This window comes from Bacillus sp. FSL K6-1106, assembly GCF_038005245.1.
Lineage (GTDB): Bacteria > Bacillota > Bacilli > Bacillales > Bacillaceae > Bacillus > Bacillus altitudinis.
Map to the genome: position 1 here is coordinate 1,740,710 of NZ_JBBOSV010000001.1, position 17,523 is coordinate 1,758,232.

The following is a 17,523-nucleotide window of genomic DNA, read 5'->3' on the forward strand; positions in this document are numbered from 1 at the left end:
TCTCTGAATTACTTTTAATCATCTTTCTTTTTGACATAGCCCTATACTTTTTAAGCTCATTAGGATAATTTGATGCTTCAAGATATAGACCATAATGAAAAGGGCAAATATCAGCGCCGTTTATTGTTTTGCTGCATTCTTCGCACAAAGGTAAATCACAGCTCATGTCATTACCGTTTTCTATGCTTTCTTTAAATAGCTTATAGTCCCTAAAAAAGATCGCTGTCCTATGATATTCGACTATATAGTCACACAGCCGCTTCGCCTCTCTTGTTTTACAAAAGGCACAAGGGTTACTAAAGATCGTTGGCTCGTTCATACTTCATGGGGAACGTTAAGTAAATATTGCTTTTCTAATTCCTGGTCATTCATTTTCTCGTAAAACTCCCGTGAATACCCTCGCCCGATAACTGTTAACCATTCAATTAAAAATTGTCTTTGATCTTCTGTTAACCGCTCTTTTCCGTTGCTCATATGCCCGATTCCTCCAATTGAATTTTTGTATGATAGTGCTTCAAATGATCATTCATTCTCGAATGAAATTTCGGTTGTAAGTAAAAGAAAAGTTTTTCTTCTTGATCCGTCATTTTTATCACTGCCTTTTCGTAAACAAGAAATTCGATCAGCAATATCAAGGCGTACTGATTGAGCTTTATCGCCTCTTTATACCAATCTTTGACCGTCATGCCGATTCCCTATATTCCAGGTTAACGAATTTGTTATATTCTTTAACGAACGCTAGTGAAACCGTACCGACTGGACCGTTACGCTGTTTAGCAATAATGATTTCAATAATGTTCTTATTCTCTGTTTCTTTGTCGTAATAGTCATCACGATAGAGAAATGCGATAACATCAGCGTCTTGCTCGATCTGCCCCGATTCTCTAATGTCTGACATCATAGGGCGCTTCTCCTGGCGTTGTTCAACTCCACGTGAAAGCTGACTCAATGCAATGACAGCAATGTCTAATTCCCTTGCCATTTGCTTGAGCATACGGCTTATTTCTCCGATTTCTGCTTGTCTGTTTCCTCTATGGACTGGATTGCCGACGATCAATTGCAGATAGTCAATAATGATCATCATGTCCTTGCCTTCAAATTCCCGTTTCATCTTGCGAGCCTTTGCCCAAATGTCATTTATCGTCATGCCTGGTTGATCAAATATTCTAAGAGCGGCACAATCTAAAACCCCGTTCACTTTGCTTAATCTGCCCCACTCATCAGCGTTTAAATTACTCGTGCGGATGGATTGAGCGTTAATGTTACCGATGCTTGATTGCATCCGTTTTATTAATTGCTTACGTGACATTTCAAGCGAAAAGATGCCAACCGCTCCGCCTTTACCTAAATTAAGCGGGTTTTCCATGAAATTGCTTGCTACATTCAAACAAAAGGCGGTTTTTCCTACGGATGGACGAGCGGCGACGATTATAAATTCTTGCCGCTGAAAACCTGACGTCATTCGGTCCAATTCAGTAAAACCGCTAGGCATACCAGTTACATCACCTTTAGGCGTTTCTAACTCTTGATAGATTTCAACTAGGTCATTATTGATAGACCCGTCGTCGTCCGTGCCTGTCGCATCCTCTAAACTCATGAGAGAGCTTATACCCTCTTGTATGGTTTGGCTCGTATCGTCGCTGTTGGAAGATTCTTTAAGTTTGACACCAACTTTCGCAATCTCTCGTTTTTTCCAATAATCAATAATTAGATTTTCATAGAATGCTTGTTTTGCTGTAGTGATTGAGGCGTTCAACAATTCAGTTAAGTATTTTCTTCCACCAATCCCTTTTAGATTTTCTCGTCCCACATGCTCAATAACTGACACTATGTCAATAGGATCACCTTTTTTATCAAGCTCTTGAAAGGCTTTGTAAATGGATTGGTTTTGCTGTCGATAGAAATGAATTGGCTTGAGCTGTGAATATTTGATCAAATCCGGCTCTTGTAAGATTGCGCCTAGATATTGTTGTTCCGCTTCGTCGTTGAAATAAAATATGTTTCCTGTCATGACGGTTCACCTATTCCAAGCAATTTTCGTATCTTTGCTTTATGCTGCTCGATCTGTTCTAGTTCTTCTTGGGTTGGTTCAGCCTTGTCCAGTTCAGAAAGATAGCTTTGAGTTTCCTCAACGTTCGGTATGGCTGCGGACCGATCTGTTCTTGTTTCTTTCGCTTTGATTAGATCAGCAACTTTTGGCGGAAACTGATTGTATTTCACATAAACGATCAAATTCGCCTCGATCCGCTCGTAATTCTCGGGCTTTAAGATTCTAGCCCATGCGTCTAGCTTTGTTTGATCAAACTCAAAATGCTCATAATATGTCTTGATTAGTTTAAGTAACTCTAATGTTTCTGCTTTAGTCATCTGTCAAATCAAACTCCTTTTCATTCACAGCCGCTTTTCTCTTTGCTGCTTCTCTTTCGCTTTTAATTCTTACGGTCAATTTATCGAATTGCTTTCTAAGGCTTGCAGGACTCAATATATTTGATTTCCAAAAACTATCTTTTTGCGTCCAGTTAATCAAATATTTCACCTGTGCATCTGTCCGCTTGTCGATCTGCCTAATTAACCTAAAATCACTCGCCCATTTTTCCAGGTTCGGTTTTTTAGCTTGCGAATTATTTTCGAGGATTCTTTGATAAAGCAAATTGGCATTCTCCATGTCACAAGGTTCGTACTTGTGACGAGAATTATTTATCTTCTTTTCATTCTTATCATTCTTTACATTCTTGTTTGTGGTCATTTGATGGTCATTTGATGGTCTTTTGATGGTCAGACTGTTGTCGTTTTCGGAAGCCCCATCTTGATAAATAGCCCAATTATCAATGCTTACAATGCTGAATTTGTTGGTCTTTTTTATTGTCAAATATCCCATTTCTTGAAGCTGTTCCAACCAACGAAAAATTGTCTTTTCTCCCTTTACCCTGTCCTTAGATTTAAGACCGGTATTGTACATGTCCATCAAAGCAAAACGACCTGTCACAAAATCACCTGGCTTTAGCTTCACTTTTTGTCTACCCACTATCTGATCATGTTCCGTATGTGAAGCCTCTGTTAGACATATTAGCCATAACCTTAATAACTGCGGATCATTGAAAATTGGGTTACTTCTAATCTTCCTATGCAACTTGATCCAACCGACCATTTGAAATCACCTTACTTTAGAAAATTTACATTTTGTCTGTATGCTGCCTCACCCATCAAATAGCGGAAACCTTCCACGAATCCAGTTACAAAAGCATCTTCAATTTCAAGACTTGCTTTTGCTGCGTGAGCGTCATCAAGGTCATTCAATAGCTTTACAAGATCGTTTGCATGAGATAACCATCCTTCTAATTTCTCGTACAAATCATCTACTTTCTCTTGCGTGTGTAAAGTAGCATCAGACCATTCGATCTCTGTTCCTTCCGTTTCATGAATTGTTTTGGCAGCAACAAATTTTAAGACGGAAACCATGCCCGCATCATAGAATTGAGCCTCTTTATCTTCTTGACGTCCGATATGCTGTAACTTCGCTCTAACTTTAGAAACGGTTGCAGGTGTACCCATTAATTTCATTTGAAAAATCCCCTTTTTATCTCAAATTTGATTATTGTATTTTTTTGTTAATCATGTTAAAGTCGAATCAATATGGGGAAGCTCCTAAACTTCCCGTACCTTCCTTACTTGCATGACCCTATAATGTACAAGTAAGAAGATTGACTGATCCCGAGCGGATCAGTTTTTTATTTTCCCACGCTATCGCCGCTCCACAATGCATCAGTACGCCCTATGAAATGTTCGCAAGCTCTGCAATACGCTTTTGAACCTCCATAATGTAATAACGAATCATACATTGCGTGCTGATCTTCTTCCAAATCTCCATTGGAATTGTAATAGACGGTAGCTGAACCCGTGACCCTTTCTTTAGTAAAAAAGCCCGTTTCACTCTTGCAGCTTGGACAAACGATTTTATTAGTCATGCTTGTACCTCCTATAAATCTATTTAATGTGATGAAAATCATGAGCGGCATGACTCCTTATTCCCCGAAAAAACCGGCAATAATGATGATGCTAATGAATGTTAAAATCATGAAAACAGCTTGTCCCGTTGACTCTTTTTTTGCTAGAATCAGATTCCCTTGAATGCTCAAGTCATCATTTTTTTTGACTAATATAGGAATGACAAAATCGGGTACTTTTAGATGAGTCGCTGCATCCTCAATTTGCATGGTTTGGTTTTTGCAGGCTTTGACGGTATGCAATAACTCGATATGTTTTGGTAGACTCATAGTTTTTCAGCCCCCCAATTACCCGTACGAAAGGTTGGTGACGGTTTTAATTCCTCCCGATAGATAATAGGGTGCTTTTCTATATACGCTTCGAGTTCTTCTTTCGTCATTTTCCATACTTTCACCGGACCAGGTGCATAAGGATTTTTTGTATTGATGTTCATTTTTATTTCCTCCTATCAATTCGGATTTATAAATATAATTTGCGTCATTCCCCACTTGAGGGGAACAATCGAAACTTTATCCCCTAGATTGTTCTTTCAACCAATTTATTAAAAACTGTTCGCATTCTTTTGCGGGAAAAAGCCATTTTGTGCCGACTCGATATTTTGGAAACCTCGGGTCATAAAAAAATGTTTCTTTTATGAAGTTGAGACTCATGTTTGTTTGCTTACACAGTTCTTTTGTGTCCCAAAATGTAACCCTGTGTTCAATCGCTTCGAGTCTTTTTGAAAGCTCTTTTGACACCTGTTCTTCTAAGAGGTTTTGATCAATTTCAAAAGTGATCATTAATCCCATCCACCCCTCTCGGATATTCCTAATATTTTGCAAATGTGTTTAGCGTGTTCTTGTGCTTTTCTTCCCGTTTTTTTACCGTTGATGATGTCGCTGATATAAGGGGCAGACACACCCAACATTTTTGCTAACTGCTTTTGCGTCACACCTTGCACATACATTTCCGACTTAACTCTAGCGGCTGTGAGAAATTGCATTTAAAGTCTTGCCTCCTTCCAAAAAATATAAAAAGCTAATTAATTAGCTAAATTCCATTGACCTTTTTATGCGTATAGTTTAATATATACCCATAGCTAAATAAGACTTTAAAAAGCCTATAATTGTACATTTCATTGCTCCCCAGCGTCTAAAATGTATTATTCGTAGGTCGTATTTTTTATTGTCTTTTAGCTAACTAATTAGCTTATGTCACCAATATTAAACTATAAGCATAATTTAATCAAGTGTTTTTTATGCTTAAAATTTAATTTTGTTTGACTAGCTCATAAGGATGGTTGATATGACGGTTTTTGACAAAGTGAAAGAGTTATGTAACGAAAGGAAAATTTCAATCAATGAGTTAGAAAATTCTTTAGGATATTCAAAGAACACACTATACAGATTAAAAACTCAAATTCCTGGGGCTGATAAACTCCAAAAAATTGCAGACTATTTTGACGTGTCAACAGATTATCTTTTAGGGCGCACAGAAGTTAAAAGAAGTATTGAATTAACGGAAAAGGATGAGAAAGACATACAAAAGGAATTGCAAAACATTATAAACGGACTTGAAGGAAATAGTTATGCAGCGTTTGATGGTCAAATTCTTGATGATATGGAAGAAGAAGATAAGGAACTTTTAATCGCTAGTCTTGAGAACACTTTGAGAATAGCAAAGAAAATAGCAAAACAAAAATACACTCCTAAAAAATATAGATAAGGGATGATATTTTAAATCATGGGCGATATTACTGAAATTGTTTCAAAATTACAAAGTAAATTTAAGTCATCTGATCCTTTTTTCATTGCAAACAAACTTAACATCATTACAATTCATGAAGATTTAGGGAATACCCTGGGATATTACAGCAAACATTTTCGCACAAAATTTATTCATATCAATGAAAAAGCAAGTGAAAAATGTGGTTACTTTGTTTGCGCCCACGAACTAGGGCATGCTTTACTTCATAGTGAATCTAATACTCCTTTTTTAAAAAGAAACACTTTCTTTTCAACTGAAAAAATTGAACTGGAAGCAAACTTTTTCGCCATGCATTTACTGTTTTCTTCCGTTCAAAGGGGTATTACTTATTGTGAATTCAAAGAATATGGCATTCCGAAAGAACTTGTACAAAATTACCGTAGTATTTTTTTAAGCAAAAAACCGAACAAACGTTCTTAAAAAATCTGAAAATAAAAGCAAGGAGTGAACTATCTTGGCTAGTTTCAGACAACACGAAAACGGTACGTGGGAATATAGAATTAGATATAAAGATAAAAGAACGGAAAAGTATAAAGAGAAATCAAAAAGGGGATTTAAAACAAAAAAAGAAGCTAGGATTGCTGCGGAAAAAACGGCAAACGATCTTGCATATGTTGGTTTTGATTCAACAAACGAAACAGTCGGGGGGTACTTTCCCGTTTGGTTAGAAGTATATAAAAAACCATCCGTAAAAAAAACTACCTACTCTTTACAAGAAAGAACTATCAGAATCAATATTCTACCTAGATGGGAACATTATCGTTTAAGAGATATTGAACGGAATGAATATCAAAAATGGTTAAATGAATTGATTGAAAAGTATAGCGAAGGAACTATAAGAAGAATTCACAGTATAATGAACTCAGCTTTAAATGAAGCTGTACATGATTTTAGAATCCTTCGAGAAAACCCGTTAATCAATATAAAAATACCTAAAAAGAAGGAGGAGAAAAAAGCATTAAAATTCTTTTCTCTTTCACAAACTGAAAGATTTTTAAATCAAGTAAAAACACCTGTTAAGAATGCAAAATATTCACAATCAATTCAGTATTACGTCCTTTTCACTTTAATTGCAAGAACAGGTTTACGGATTGGAGAGGCTCTTGCATTAACATGGGATGATATAAATTTAAAAGATGGAGAGTTAACAGTTGATAAAACTCTTATATATCCCTTGAATACTCAACCTTACATTTCAACACCTAAAACACAATCTAGTTACAGAACAATAAAACTTGATGATCACACAGTATCGTTATTGAAAAAACACCGAGTTAACAGACACGAAGTCGTTTTGATGTACACCAATTATGTTCAGCCGGAAAATAACATTGTGTTCTTTCAACATGAGGGCAAATGGTTAAAAACAAATGTTGTGAGAGAGTATTTTAAAGAAGTCTGTAAAAGGGCGAATCTTCCCGTTCTGTCTCCACATGCTTTAAGACACAGCCATGCTGTACACCTTTTAGAAGCTGGCGTGAATATTAAATATGTATCAGAACGGTTAGGGCATTCTAGTATAAAAACAACCGCAGATAAGTATCTCCATGTCACCAAAAAAATTGAGGACCAAGCAATGGAAATGTATCTGCGGTATGTTCAATAATTAAATTTTGTGGGTGTTTTGTGGGTGCTTGATAAAAATGTAATGCCTAAACACCTTTAATCCCCGGTATATCAACGGTTAACCTATACTACCTTCCATCTCAAACTTAATCAAACGGTTCATTTCAACGGCGTATTCCATTGGTAGTTCTTTTGTGAATGGCTCGATGAAGCCCATGACGATCATTTCTGTTGCTTCTTCTTCAGAAATTCCGCGGCTCATCAAGTAGAATAGCTGCTCCTCTGATACTTTTGATACCTTCGCTTCGTGCTCTAATGAAATGTTGTCGTTTAAGATTTCATTATAAGGAATCGTATCAGATGTTGATTTGTTATCCATGATGAGTGTGTCACACTCGATGTTTGAGCGTGCACCCTCTGCTTTGCGTCCGAAGTGAACGATTCCGCGGTATGTGACTTTACCGCCTTGTTTGGAAATCGATTTCGATACGATCGTTGAAGATGTGTTTGGTGCAAGGTGAATCATTTTCGCACCTGCATCTTGGTGCTGACCTTTACCTGCTAGGGCAATACTTAATGTCATACCACGAGCGCCTTCACCTTTTAGGATAACCGCTGGGTATTTCATTGTCAGCTTAGAACCGATGTTTCCATCAATCCATTCCATTGTTGCATTCTCTTCACATACTGTACGTTTTGTCACAAGGTTGAAGACGTTGTTTGCCCAGTTTTGAATCGTCGTATAACGGCAGTAGCCGCCTTTTTTCACGATGATTTCAACAACCGCACTATGAAGTGAGTTTGTTGTGTAAACTGGAGCTGTACAACCTTCTACGTAATGCACATGTGCGCCTTCATCAACGATGATCAGTGTACGTTCGAACTGACCCATGTTCTCAGAGTTGATTCGGAAGTATGCTTGAAGTGGTGTATCTACTTTTACGCCTTTTGGTACGTAGATGAATGAACCACCAGACCATACAGCCGAGTTAAGCGCAGCAAATTTGTTGTCAGTCGGAGGAATGACTTTTGCCCAGTGCTCACGGAAGATGTCTTCGTTCTCTTTTAATGCACTGTCTGTATCTTTAAACACAATGCCTAGATCTTCAAGATCTTGCTTCATGTTGTGATACACAACTTCAGATTCATACTGAGCAGATACACCTGCTAAGTACTTTTGCTCTGCTTCAGGGATACCAAGCTTATCAAAGGTTTGTTTGATTTCTTCTGGTACTTCATCCCAAGAACGCTCAGAGCGTTCTGATGGTTTTACGTAGTACGTAATTTCATCAAAGTTTAATGCATTTAAATCTCCGCCCCATTGTGGCATCGGCATGTTGTAAAAGTGCTCAAGAGATTTCAAACGGAAGTCGAGCATCCACTGAGGCTCTTCTTTCATACGAGAAATTTCTTCAACGATCTCTTTTGTCAGTCCGCGCTCTGAACGGAAAATGGAAACGTCTTTATCAGAAAAGCCGTATTTATATTCACCAACATCTGGCATTTTTTTAGCCATCCATTTTCACTCCAATCTTATGATTTGCCGTTATCTTCGGCAGATGCGCCTTTTTCAAGCGCCTTCCAGGATAATGTTGCACATTTGATGCGCGCTGGGAATTTTGCCACTCCCTGCAGCGCCTCAATGTCACCAAGATCAATGGAATCGTCGTATTCTTTTCCTAGCATCATATCGGAGAAAATCTGAGACATTTTCAAAGCTGTTTCAATATCTTTCCCTTTAATCGCCTGCGTCATCATAGAGGCAGATGCCATCGAAATCGAGCATCCTTCTCCTTCAAATTTCGCATCGATGACTTTTTCGTCTTCGATTTTCATCGTGAGACGAATGCGGTCACCACACGTAGGGTTGTTCATATCGACGACAATGCTGTCGTTTAACACACCTTTGTTTCTCGGATTTTTATAATGATCCATAATCACTTGTCTGTACAGTGTGTCTAAGTTTACATTAAAAGACATTCGTAAAATACTCCTTTGTCTTACGGAGCGCTGCCATGAGCTCGTCAATCTCCTCTTCTGTATTGTACAGATAGAAGCTTGCTCTTGCAGTCGCTGATACACCAAGCCATTTCATGAGCGGCTGTGCACAGTGATGTCCAGCACGAATGGCGACACCTTCCGTATCTAGAACAGTTGAGGCATCATGAGGATGGACGTCGTCTAAGTTAAACGTCACAAGTCCAGCTCGGTGCTGCGGTCCGTAAACCGTGGCACCTTCAAGCTCCTTAAAGCGCTCAAGTGCATAAGTCGCAAGCTGATGCTCGTAACGGCTGACTTCCTCCATTCCGATGTCATTTAAGAAATCAATCGCTTTTCCGAGCCCAATTGCTCCTGCAATAATCGGTGTTCCCGCTTCAAATTTCCACGGCAGCTCTTTCCATGTAGAATCATATAGATCCACAAAGTCGATCATTTCACCGCCAAACTCAGCAGGCTCCATATTATTCAAAAGGTCCTTCTTCCCGTAAAGAACACCAATGCCAGTCGGTCCACACATTTTATGCCCAGAGAAGGCGAAAAAGTCGCAATCCAAGTCCTGAACATCAATTTGCATGTGAGGGGTGCTCTGGGCACCATCGACGACGATAATTGCACCGTGATCGTGAGCAATCTTTGCGATGTCTTTAATTGGGTTGATGGTTCCTAATACGTTTGAAACATGTGTGACAGCAACGATTTTCGTTTGATGTGTGATGGTTTGCTTCACATCTTCAAGCGACAGCGTGCCGTCTTCCTGTAACGGAATATATTTCAATGTGGCGCCAGTTGCTTTTGCTGTCTGCTGCCAAGGGATGATATTCGCATGATGTTCCATATGCGTAATGACGATCTCATCGCCTTCTTTAAGGTTTGCTCTTGCATAGCTGATTGCCACTGTGTTTAGTGCGGTTGTTGTACCTCTAGTAAAAATAATCTCCTGGACAGAAGAAGCGCCAATGAATGCTCGAACTTTCTCTCTTGCACCCTCGTATGCGTCCGTTGCTCTTGTGCCAAGGGTATGAACACCTCGGTGGACGTTCGAGTTGTAAGACCGGTAATACTCATTCATTGCATCAATGACAACTCGTGGTTTTTGAGATGTCGCTGCACTGTCCAAATACACCAAATCATGTCCGTTCACTTGCTGATGAAGGATTGGAAACTGCTCACGAACGTCTTTGATATTCATTATTTTACTTTCCTTTCAATCACAGAAACGAGCTGCTTTTTAACTCCTTCAATCGGCAGTTCTTTGACGACTGGATTTAAGAAGCCATAAATGACAAGTCTTTCTGCATCTTCTTTGGAAATCCCACGGCTCATGAGGTAATAGAGTTGAATTGGATCAACACGCCCAACAGAAGCAGCGTGCCCTGCTGTTACATCATCTTCATCGATTAAAAGAATTGGGTTAGCGTCACCGCGTGCTTTCTCACTCAGCATGAGAACACGAGATTCTTGCTCTGCATTTGACTTCGTTGCGCCATGCTCGATTTTACCAATTCCGTTAAAGATAGAAGATGCTTGATCCTTCATGACACCATGCTTCAAGATATACCCTTCAGAGTTTTTACCGAAGTGGATGATGCTTGTTGTGAAGTTTTCCGTTTGATTCCCGCGGCCAACAACAACTGATTTTGTATCACCGAATGTACCGTCGCCCATAAGCTTCGTGATGTTTTCAGACACGACATCTCCATCATTCATCAGACCAAGCGCCCATTCGATTTTACTGTCACGGCCATTTGCCATACCACGTCTATTCACATAGACTGTCACACCTTCTGCAAGGTTATCCACTGCACCGTAAGTGACGCGGGCATTTGCACCTGTGAAGACTTCAGACACGATATTGAAGATCGCTTCTTCTGGTGTTGCCGTACTGATGTAGTTTTCGACATATGTCACAGCACTATGATCGTCTGCTACAACGATGACATGGTTGAACAACGTTGTTTCGTCATTTTCATGAAGATAAACGGCTTGAATTGGTGCGTCAAGCTCTACGTTTTTCGGTACATAGAGGAAAGCTCCGCCATTCACTAAAGCAGCATGTAGAGCTGTTAGTTTGTGCTCATCCACTTTCACTGCATCTGTCATGAAATATTTCTTCACTAGGTCTCCATGTTCGCGAATCGCTGAATGGATATCAGTGAAGATCACGCCTTTGTCTTTTGCTTCCGTAGAAAGAGACAAGTATGCTGGCGTTTGATCACGCTGAATGTAGACTGTCTTATCTGTGTCCTCTAAATCAATAAGAGACTTCACTTCTTCAGGAAGCTCTTCTAAAGATCCAAATGGCGCACTTTCGACTGTATGCTGTTTGAAATTGGTTAAATTCCATTTAGAAATATTCGTTTTGTCAGGCTTTGGCATTGGAAGGTCTTCTGCTTTTTCAAGAGCCTGTAAGCGAAGGGAACTCATCCATGCCGGTTCCTGATGCTTCTCGGAGAAGCTTTTGACATAATCTTGATCTACTGATAATTTCGTTTCTAATGTCATCAATAATCCTCCTAACGCTTACGCTTCTTGACCAACAGTTTCGTCTTCAATTCCTAACTCTTTTTTAATCCAGTCATAACCTTCTGCTTCTAGACGCTGCGCGAGTTCTGGTCCGCCAGATTTCACAATACGTCCTTGCATCATGACATGAACGTGATCTGGTGTGATGTAGTTCAATAAACGCTGATAGTGAGTGATCATTAAGCAGCCGAAGCTTTCGCCGCGCATTTTATTAATTCCTTTAGAAACAACTTTCAGCGCATCGATATCAAGACCAGAATCGATTTCGTCAAGAATGGCGATTTTTGGTTCAATCATCATTAATTGAAGAATTTCGTTGCGTTTTTTCTCCCCGCCTGAGAAACCTTCGTTTAGGTAGCGCTGTGCCATATCTGGGTCCATTTCAAGGAATTCCATGTTTTCGTCCATTTTGCGGATGAATTTCATGAGAGAGATTTCATCGCCTTCTTCTCTGCGTGCGTTAATAGCCGAACGAAGGAAGTCTGCATTTGTCACACCACTAATTTCAGATGGATATTGCATTGCAAGGAAAAGACCCGCTTGAGCGCGCTCATCTACTTCCATTTCAAGAACATCTTCGCCATCAAGCAAGATGCTGCCTTTTGTCACTTCATACTTAGGGTGGCCCATGATAGCAGCAGATAAAGTAGATTTACCTGTTCCGTTTGGTCCCATTACTGCGTGGAATTCTCCACCTTTTATTTCTAGGTTTACACCTTTTAAGATTTCTTTCCCTTCAATCTCAACGTGCAAGTCCTTAATTGTTAATGTCGAAGCAGTCATATATCGATACCTCCAAAATAATCATTATTCTCAATTTATTCTCATTCTAATTTTATAACAAATTAAAAGTGAATACAACACATTCACGACAAGCGTGAGAGGATGCTCTCAAAATTCTAACAAAAAATACAGGTAGATAAAAGGATTTATGTCGAAAAGACAGTTTTCATAAAGAAAGGACGGGAAACTATTCTCCCCGTCCCTTAGCTATTTAATAGCCTTGTATATTCATTTTTGCGAGCTGCCTTTTCTCATCTCGATAGGACTGCTCTCGTTTATATTCCACTTTCATCCTTAAGTCATGGTCTCTTTCGTACTCTGCATAGCTCATGCCATGAGCTTTATGCATGGCCTTTTCCATCTCGGCGGTATAATCCAATCCCAGTGTACTATGGTCCGAACAAATAATAAACCATTCCCTTCTTTGAGTGTAGCTTCATTGTATCAAAGGCACGCTGCTTCACTCAAAAGGGATATAACACGCTATGCTGGCATATTTTCTCACACAACCGGCTGAGAACGACTCAACTCCCTGAGATGGATAAATACCATCTTATCCTTCCCTTAATGCGTCTGTCCTCCAAATTCATCGATACATTGCTGAACAACTGTTATGCCTTGACTTAGCGCAGCACCCCCGCCAAACGCTGCCGCCACACTGACGACCTCCAGCAAATTCTCTTCTGTTGCGCCTTGATCGAGCGCTCCCTTTGTATGATAGATCATGCAATATTCATCCTGTGCATGAATGCTGATGCCGAGGGCAATCATTTGTTTTTCTTTTTGTGTTAAGGAATCGCTCTGGAAGCACTGCTCCGTAAATTCATTGAATTTCTTGCCAAACACCGGCATTTTCTTCTGAAATTCACCCATTGCCGTTTTATAATCCGTCAGTGATTGCTGCATCGATCCGCTCATATGTTGTTCATTCATCTTCATTCCATCCCTTCAGGTCATTTGTTCGTTTTTATTATGAGCGAGATTTGAAAAAATACACAAAAAAACCTCGCTTTCATGAAAGCGAGGTTGCAGATGATTGACAAAGGGCTAAAATGATCTTTATTTTAGCCCTTTGTCTTCTTTTTTCAGCGTGATAGAAAACCTTTGCAGTCTAGGAAGGGCGAGTACCGGAGCAGAGCGAATTTGACATTCGTGAGCACCGGAGCGCAGACCTGACAACGAATGCGAGGGTTTGTCTACACGTTGAAACCTCGCTTTGATGAAAGCGAGGTTTACAAGTTGTTATTCAGATACAGGCAATACTGCACCATCATACTTTTTGTCGATGAATTCTTTGATTTTATCAGAGTGAAGAACTTCCATTAATACCTTGATCTTCTCTGATTTTTCGTCACCTTTGCGAACAGCGACGATGTTTGCATACGGGTTGTTTTTCGTTTGCTCAAGTTCAATTGAATCTTTTTTCGGATTCAATTTATTTTGGATCGCATAGTTAACGTTAATAAATACTGCATCGCCTTCACTGTTTTCATAAGCTTTTGCTGTTAGTTCAGGAGCGATTTTTTTGAATTTTAGGTTCTTCGGGTTTTCTTTGATGTTTTTGACTGTTGCGTTGATTGTATCTACTTTTGGATCAAGCTTGATCACACCAGCATTTTGTAATAGGGCAAGCATACGTCCTTGCTCAGCTACGTTGTTTGTCATGATGATCGTGCCGCCGTTTGGAATATCTTTTACTGATTTGTATTTCTTAGAGTAGATACCGAAAGGCTCAAGGTGAACGGCACCAGCACTTACTAGGTTGTAATCTTTGTTTGATTTATTTTCTTCGTTTAAGTAAGGGATGTGTTGGAAAAAGTTTGCATCCACTTCTTTTTCAGCTAATGCTTTGTTGTACATTTTATAATCGCTCAGTACTTTCACTTTTAGATCGTAGCCTTTTTCTTTTAGAAGTGGTTTTGCTTCTTCAAGAATCTCGGCATGTGGTGTTTTTGAAGCGGCAACCGTGATGGTTTTGTTATCGCTTGCGTTATTTGATGAACCGCACGCAGCTAAAATGCCTGCAAATGCTAGAAATAGTGCACTTAAAATCAATTTCTTCATGAATAATTCCTCCCTTAACGTTTATCAATTTTATTTGTAATCAAATCACCGATTATTTGAATGATAAAGACGATGATCAGAATAAACACAGTGGCTACAAGTGTGACATCTGTATTACCAGATTGGTATCCTTCCACATAAGCAAGGTCACCCAGTCCGCCTGCCCCAATTGCTCCTGCAATCGCAGTAGAGCCAATCAGAGCAATCGCTGTTACGGTAATACCTGAAATAAGGGCTGGCAATGATTCTGGCAGCAATACTTTGAAAATGATTGTTGACGTTTTCGCTCCCATAGATCGTGCTGCTTCAATGACTCCTTTGTCTACTTCACGCAGTGCAATTTCAACAAGACGTGCGTAGAAAGGAGCTGAGCCAATGACAAGGGCTGGTAATGCTGCATTTGGGCCTAAAATTGTATGCATTAAAAATTTCGTAAACCCTAGTAAAAGAATAATTAAAATGATAAAAGGAATCGATCTGAAAATGTTGACGACTGCGCCGATGACAGCATTGATCGGTTTATTTTCCCAAAGACCGCCTTTTCCTGTAAGGAAGAGCAGTAGGCCAAGAATAATACCGATCACAAAGGCAAATGCCAATGAAATGAGTGTCATATAGACCGTTTCACCCGTCGCGTTCCAAATAACCTCTAGATCAACGTTCGGAAACCATTTCTCAAACATGTGTCATCACCTCGATTTCAACCTGTTTGCTTTGGATATAGGCGATGGCTTTTTCAACTTCGTTCTCGTCTCCATTAATATGGATAAAGAGTGTTCCAAACGCGCCTTCCTGCGTTTGAGAAATCTTTCCTTGCAGGATGTTCACATCGACCTTGAAGGATCGAATGATTTCCGTGATCAACGGCTGCTCGGCAGAATCTCCGATAAAGGACAACCGGACGACCTGACCTTCTTTTACTCTCTCTAGGACGTGCTCGATCGTTTCTTTTGCTTCTTCTGGTTCAGCAAGCTGTTTCACGAATCGTTTCGTCATTTCTTCTTTCGGCTGTCTGAAGACACGTAATACTTCGCCTTCTTCGACAATACGGCCATTTTCCATCACCGCCACACGATGACAAATTTTGCGAATGACGTGCATTTCATGTGTGATCAATACAATGGTGAGCCCTAGTCGTTTATTAATATCGGCTAAAAGCTCAAGGATGGAATCTGTTGTTTGTGGATCAAGCGCAGATGTGGCTTCATCACATAGCAGAACTTTTGGATCATTCGCTAATGCTCTCGCAATCCCTACACGCTGCTTTTGTCCGCCGCTGAGCTGAGAAGGATAGGCATTTTCTTTTCCTTCTAAACCGACCAATTTAATCAGTTCGTTTGCACGAGCTCTCCGTTTTGACGTTGGTACACCTGCGATCTCGAGCGGGAACATAATATTTTGTCTCACTGTTCTTGACCAGAGCAAGTTAAAGTGCTGGAAAATCATGCTGATTTCTTGTCTTGCTTTCCGAAGTTTCGCATTCGATACTTCATTGATTCGGTTGCCTGCCACTTCAACGATTCCTTCTGTTGGCAGCTCCAGACCGTTTAATAGGCGAATCAGGGAGCTTTTCCCTGCGCCGCTATACCCGATAATTCCGAATATTTCACCTTTATCGATATCCAAGTTGACGTCTTTCACGGCATCAACATTTCCGCTTTTTGAATGATACGTTTTTGATACATTCTGTAAATGGATCACAGTCTGTTCACCTGCTTTCTTGCTGAATCTATAGGTTGCCATCACATAAGTTCAATTATTCTTCCGACTGTTATGACGCTAGCCTGACGCCAGGTCAGTAAAAAAGACCTAACTGCAACGCAAGCAGAAAGGCCTTTTATATCAAATACGCCTTTCTCTCATCTTTCAAAGCGTTGCGGCTTTGAGTGAATTGGCACCAATTTCAGCTATGCTGACGGTTGCCGGGTTTCATAGGGCACGTCCCTCCACCTCTCTTAATAAGAGAAAATATGTTGTTTTATGTGATGTTCATGTTTTTACTAACGTAGAATATCATGCTATCTGAGATATGTCAACGCTGTAAATCGCTAATTTCCAAGTAAACGACTACGTTATCATTTTTCGAAAAAAACCGTTCGTCAGCCAAAGTACTGCTTCTAGTCGAAGAAGTGCTCGAAATGAGCCTTTCACTTTCACTTGTCCTCTGCTGATCAGCTGCTGTAAGGACATGTCTCCATCTAATAATTGCAAAATCTCTTTTCGCTCACCATAAAAGATGAGATCCGATAACTCAATTGCAGGTAGTTTCTTCACTTCACCACGTTCATCCACAATCAATGTACAAGAGTCCGTTTCCGCCTCAAATGTAATCTTCAAGGATGATGATGAGAGCAACGGCTTTAACAATAATCGCTGCCCTGCACTTCCATGGGCTTTCACATTTTCCACATGTATAACCTCCCTGTCATTTGGTTATACATAACATTTCTCTACAAACATCGGCTTGTCCTTTATAAATAGCTCGACAAATTTTCAAATGAATTGCTTGAAATATGACAAAAAACCGCTTTATTTAGCGGTTTCAATCATTTCATGAAGATATGGAACGGAGTGAAAGGCATAGCCTTTTTGCACGATTTCACCCTTTTTAAACAGGAGAAAGCAAGGGACACTTTCGATCTCAAATGCTTTCGCAAAACTTGGCGAGTAATTTAAGTTATTCTCATAAAAAGGAACTTCCGGCTGCATGGCATCAACCACTGCCAGCATCTTCTTTGCCAGCTGGCATGTTCCGCAAAATGGTGTATATAAGTACAAAAGAAATAAATCGTCCTCTATCTCCTTGAATTCATGCTCTTCAATCTCTTTCATATA

Annotated in this window: 26 protein-coding genes and 1 riboswitch; of the genes, 3 read left to right on the plus strand and 23 right to left on the minus strand. The window is 39.8% G+C overall.

The genetic code is table 11. The annotated features are described in order from the left end of the window. Nucleotides 1–315: 315 nt before the first annotated feature. The 11 genes from MHI20_RS09215 to MHI20_RS09265 form a co-directional block, all read right to left on the minus strand. Nucleotides 316–474, minus strand: coding sequence for a BH0509 family protein (locus MHI20_RS09215; RefSeq protein WP_144739499.1), 159 nt, complete (start codon nt 472–474; stop codon nt 316–318). Continuing rightward, the gene (locus tag MHI20_RS09220; protein WP_144531709.1) at nt 471–686 is read right to left on the minus strand and encodes a hypothetical protein; all 216 of its coding nucleotides are present in this window, start codon (nt 684–686) and stop codon (nt 471–473) included. The genes MHI20_RS09215 and MHI20_RS09220 overlap by 4 nt, the downstream gene beginning before the upstream one ends. Continuing rightward, nucleotides 683–2,011 (minus strand): replicative DNA helicase, encoded by a 1,329-nt coding sequence (dnaB, locus tag MHI20_RS09225; protein WP_335350916.1) that lies wholly within the window; start codon nt 2,009–2,011, stop codon nt 683–685. Before dnaB ends, MHI20_RS09220 begins: the two co-directional genes overlap by 4 nt. Further along, nucleotides 2,008–2,367: a replicative helicase loader/inhibitor gene (locus MHI20_RS09230; protein ID WP_144739503.1), complete on the minus strand. Its 360-nt coding sequence runs from the start codon at nt 2,365–2,367 to the stop codon at nt 2,008–2,010. The genes dnaB and MHI20_RS09230 overlap by 4 nt, the downstream gene beginning before the upstream one ends. After that, nucleotides 2,360–3,148, minus strand: a complete 789-nt coding sequence (locus MHI20_RS09235; protein WP_144739505.1) for a Replication protein O — start codon at nt 3,146–3,148, stop codon at nt 2,360–2,362. Before MHI20_RS09235 ends, MHI20_RS09230 begins: the two co-directional genes overlap by 8 nt. An 11-nt stretch (nt 3,149–3,159) precedes the next feature. Beyond that, on the minus strand, nt 3,160–3,561 hold the full coding sequence (locus tag MHI20_RS09240) for a hypothetical protein (protein WP_340937713.1): 402 nt from the start codon (nt 3,559–3,561) through the stop codon (nt 3,160–3,162). Nucleotides 3,562–3,728: 167 nt separating this feature from the next. Then, nucleotides 3,729–3,965 carry a hypothetical protein gene (locus tag MHI20_RS09245; protein ID WP_144739509.1) on the minus strand — a complete coding sequence of 79 codons (237 nt, stop codon included), beginning with the start codon at nt 3,963–3,965 and terminating at the stop codon, nt 3,729–3,731. Nucleotides 3,966–4,022: 57 nt separating this feature from the next. Next, a complete protein-coding gene (locus tag MHI20_RS09250) occupies nt 4,023–4,274 on the minus strand; it encodes a hypothetical protein (RefSeq protein WP_144739511.1) in 252 nt (83 codons plus the stop codon). Continuing rightward, complete coding sequence (locus MHI20_RS09255; protein ID WP_186365176.1) at nt 4,271–4,438, minus strand: hypothetical protein; 168 nt, start codon at nt 4,436–4,438, stop codon at nt 4,271–4,273. The genes MHI20_RS09250 and MHI20_RS09255 overlap by 4 nt, the downstream gene beginning before the upstream one ends. A 76-nt stretch (nt 4,439–4,514) precedes the next feature. Beyond that, complete coding sequence (locus MHI20_RS09260) at nt 4,515–4,784, minus strand: group-specific protein (RefSeq protein WP_144739513.1); 270 nt, start codon at nt 4,782–4,784, stop codon at nt 4,515–4,517. After that, nucleotides 4,784–4,987, minus strand: coding sequence for a helix-turn-helix domain-containing protein (locus MHI20_RS09265; RefSeq protein ID WP_144739515.1), 204 nt, complete (start codon nt 4,985–4,987; stop codon nt 4,784–4,786). Before MHI20_RS09265 ends, MHI20_RS09260 begins: the two co-directional genes overlap by 1 nt. A gap of 302 nt (nt 4,988–5,289) precedes the next feature. Here MHI20_RS09265 and MHI20_RS09270 point away from each other — a divergent pair, with 302 nt between their 5' ends. From MHI20_RS09270 to MHI20_RS09280, 3 genes are read left to right on the plus strand one after another with little or no spacing between them, the layout of a single operon-like run. Beyond that, complete coding sequence (locus MHI20_RS09270) at nt 5,290–5,709, plus strand: helix-turn-helix domain-containing protein (protein WP_144739517.1); 420 nt, start codon at nt 5,290–5,292, stop codon at nt 5,707–5,709. 18 nt (nt 5,710–5,727) lie between these two features. Beyond that, nucleotides 5,728–6,171 (plus strand): ImmA/IrrE family metallo-endopeptidase, encoded by a 444-nt coding sequence (locus MHI20_RS09275; RefSeq protein WP_144739519.1) that lies wholly within the window; start codon nt 5,728–5,730, stop codon nt 6,169–6,171. Between the two features lie 34 nt (nt 6,172–6,205). Then, nucleotides 6,206–7,357 (plus strand): site-specific integrase, encoded by a 1,152-nt coding sequence (locus tag MHI20_RS09280; protein WP_144739521.1) that lies wholly within the window; start codon nt 6,206–6,208, stop codon nt 7,355–7,357. A gap of 78 nt (nt 7,358–7,435) precedes the next feature. On the opposite strand, the gene sufB is transcribed toward MHI20_RS09280, so the two are convergent. The 12 genes from sufB to MHI20_RS09340 form a co-directional block, all read right to left on the minus strand. Then, nucleotides 7,436–8,833: a Fe-S cluster assembly protein SufB gene (gene sufB, locus MHI20_RS09285; RefSeq protein WP_007500362.1), complete on the minus strand. Its 1,398-nt coding sequence runs from the start codon at nt 8,831–8,833 to the stop codon at nt 7,436–7,438. A 17-nt stretch (nt 8,834–8,850) separates the two neighbouring features. Further along, nucleotides 8,851–9,297, minus strand: a complete 447-nt coding sequence (gene sufU / locus MHI20_RS09290) for a Fe-S cluster assembly sulfur transfer protein SufU (RefSeq protein ID WP_008347017.1) — start codon at nt 9,295–9,297, stop codon at nt 8,851–8,853. Then, nucleotides 9,287–10,507, minus strand: a complete 1,221-nt coding sequence (locus MHI20_RS09295; RefSeq protein WP_144665964.1) for a cysteine desulfurase — start codon at nt 10,505–10,507, stop codon at nt 9,287–9,289. The genes sufU and MHI20_RS09295 overlap by 11 nt, the downstream gene beginning before the upstream one ends. Continuing rightward, nucleotides 10,507–11,820 carry a Fe-S cluster assembly protein SufD gene (sufD, locus tag MHI20_RS09300; protein WP_340937721.1) on the minus strand — a complete coding sequence of 438 codons (1,314 nt, stop codon included), beginning with the start codon at nt 11,818–11,820 and terminating at the stop codon, nt 10,507–10,509. The genes MHI20_RS09295 and sufD overlap by 1 nt, the downstream gene beginning before the upstream one ends. Nucleotides 11,821–11,838: 18 nt before the next feature. Next, complete coding sequence (gene sufC / locus MHI20_RS09305) at nt 11,839–12,624, minus strand: Fe-S cluster assembly ATPase SufC (protein WP_007500355.1); 786 nt, start codon at nt 12,622–12,624, stop codon at nt 11,839–11,841. 211 nt (nt 12,625–12,835) lie between these two features. Next, nucleotides 12,836–12,973 carry a hypothetical protein gene (locus MHI20_RS09310; RefSeq protein ID WP_162835676.1) on the minus strand — a complete coding sequence of 46 codons (138 nt, stop codon included), beginning with the start codon at nt 12,971–12,973 and terminating at the stop codon, nt 12,836–12,838. 215 nt (nt 12,974–13,188) lie between these two features. Next, entirely contained in the window at nt 13,189–13,557 is a 369-nt protein-coding gene (locus tag MHI20_RS09315; protein ID WP_003212803.1) for a carboxymuconolactone decarboxylase family protein, read from the minus strand. Nucleotides 13,558–13,866: 309 nt separating this feature from the next. Continuing rightward, nucleotides 13,867–14,688: a methionine ABC transporter substrate-binding lipoprotein MetQ gene (metQ, locus tag MHI20_RS09320; RefSeq protein ID WP_007500351.1), complete on the minus strand. Its 822-nt coding sequence runs from the start codon at nt 14,686–14,688 to the stop codon at nt 13,867–13,869. Between the two features lie 14 nt (nt 14,689–14,702). Next, entirely contained in the window at nt 14,703–15,371 is a 669-nt protein-coding gene (locus tag MHI20_RS09325) for a methionine ABC transporter permease (RefSeq protein ID WP_008347031.1), read from the minus strand. After that, nucleotides 15,364–16,389 (minus strand): methionine ABC transporter ATP-binding protein, encoded by a 1,026-nt coding sequence (locus MHI20_RS09330; protein WP_024719778.1) that lies wholly within the window; start codon nt 16,387–16,389, stop codon nt 15,364–15,366. The genes MHI20_RS09325 and MHI20_RS09330 overlap by 8 nt, the downstream gene beginning before the upstream one ends. 155 nt (nt 16,390–16,544) lie before the next feature. Next, a riboswitch (SAM riboswitch) is annotated at nt 16,545–16,653 on the minus strand. Nucleotides 16,654–16,755: 102 nt separating this feature from the next. Beyond that, complete coding sequence (locus tag MHI20_RS09335) at nt 16,756–17,097, minus strand: SCP2 sterol-binding domain-containing protein (RefSeq protein WP_008347033.1); 342 nt, start codon at nt 17,095–17,097, stop codon at nt 16,756–16,758. 120 nt (nt 17,098–17,217) lie between these two features. After that, on the minus strand, nt 17,218–17,520 hold the full coding sequence (locus MHI20_RS09340; protein ID WP_007500346.1) for a thioredoxin family protein: 303 nt from the start codon (nt 17,518–17,520) through the stop codon (nt 17,218–17,220). Nucleotides 17,521–17,523 lie beyond the last annotated feature (3 nt).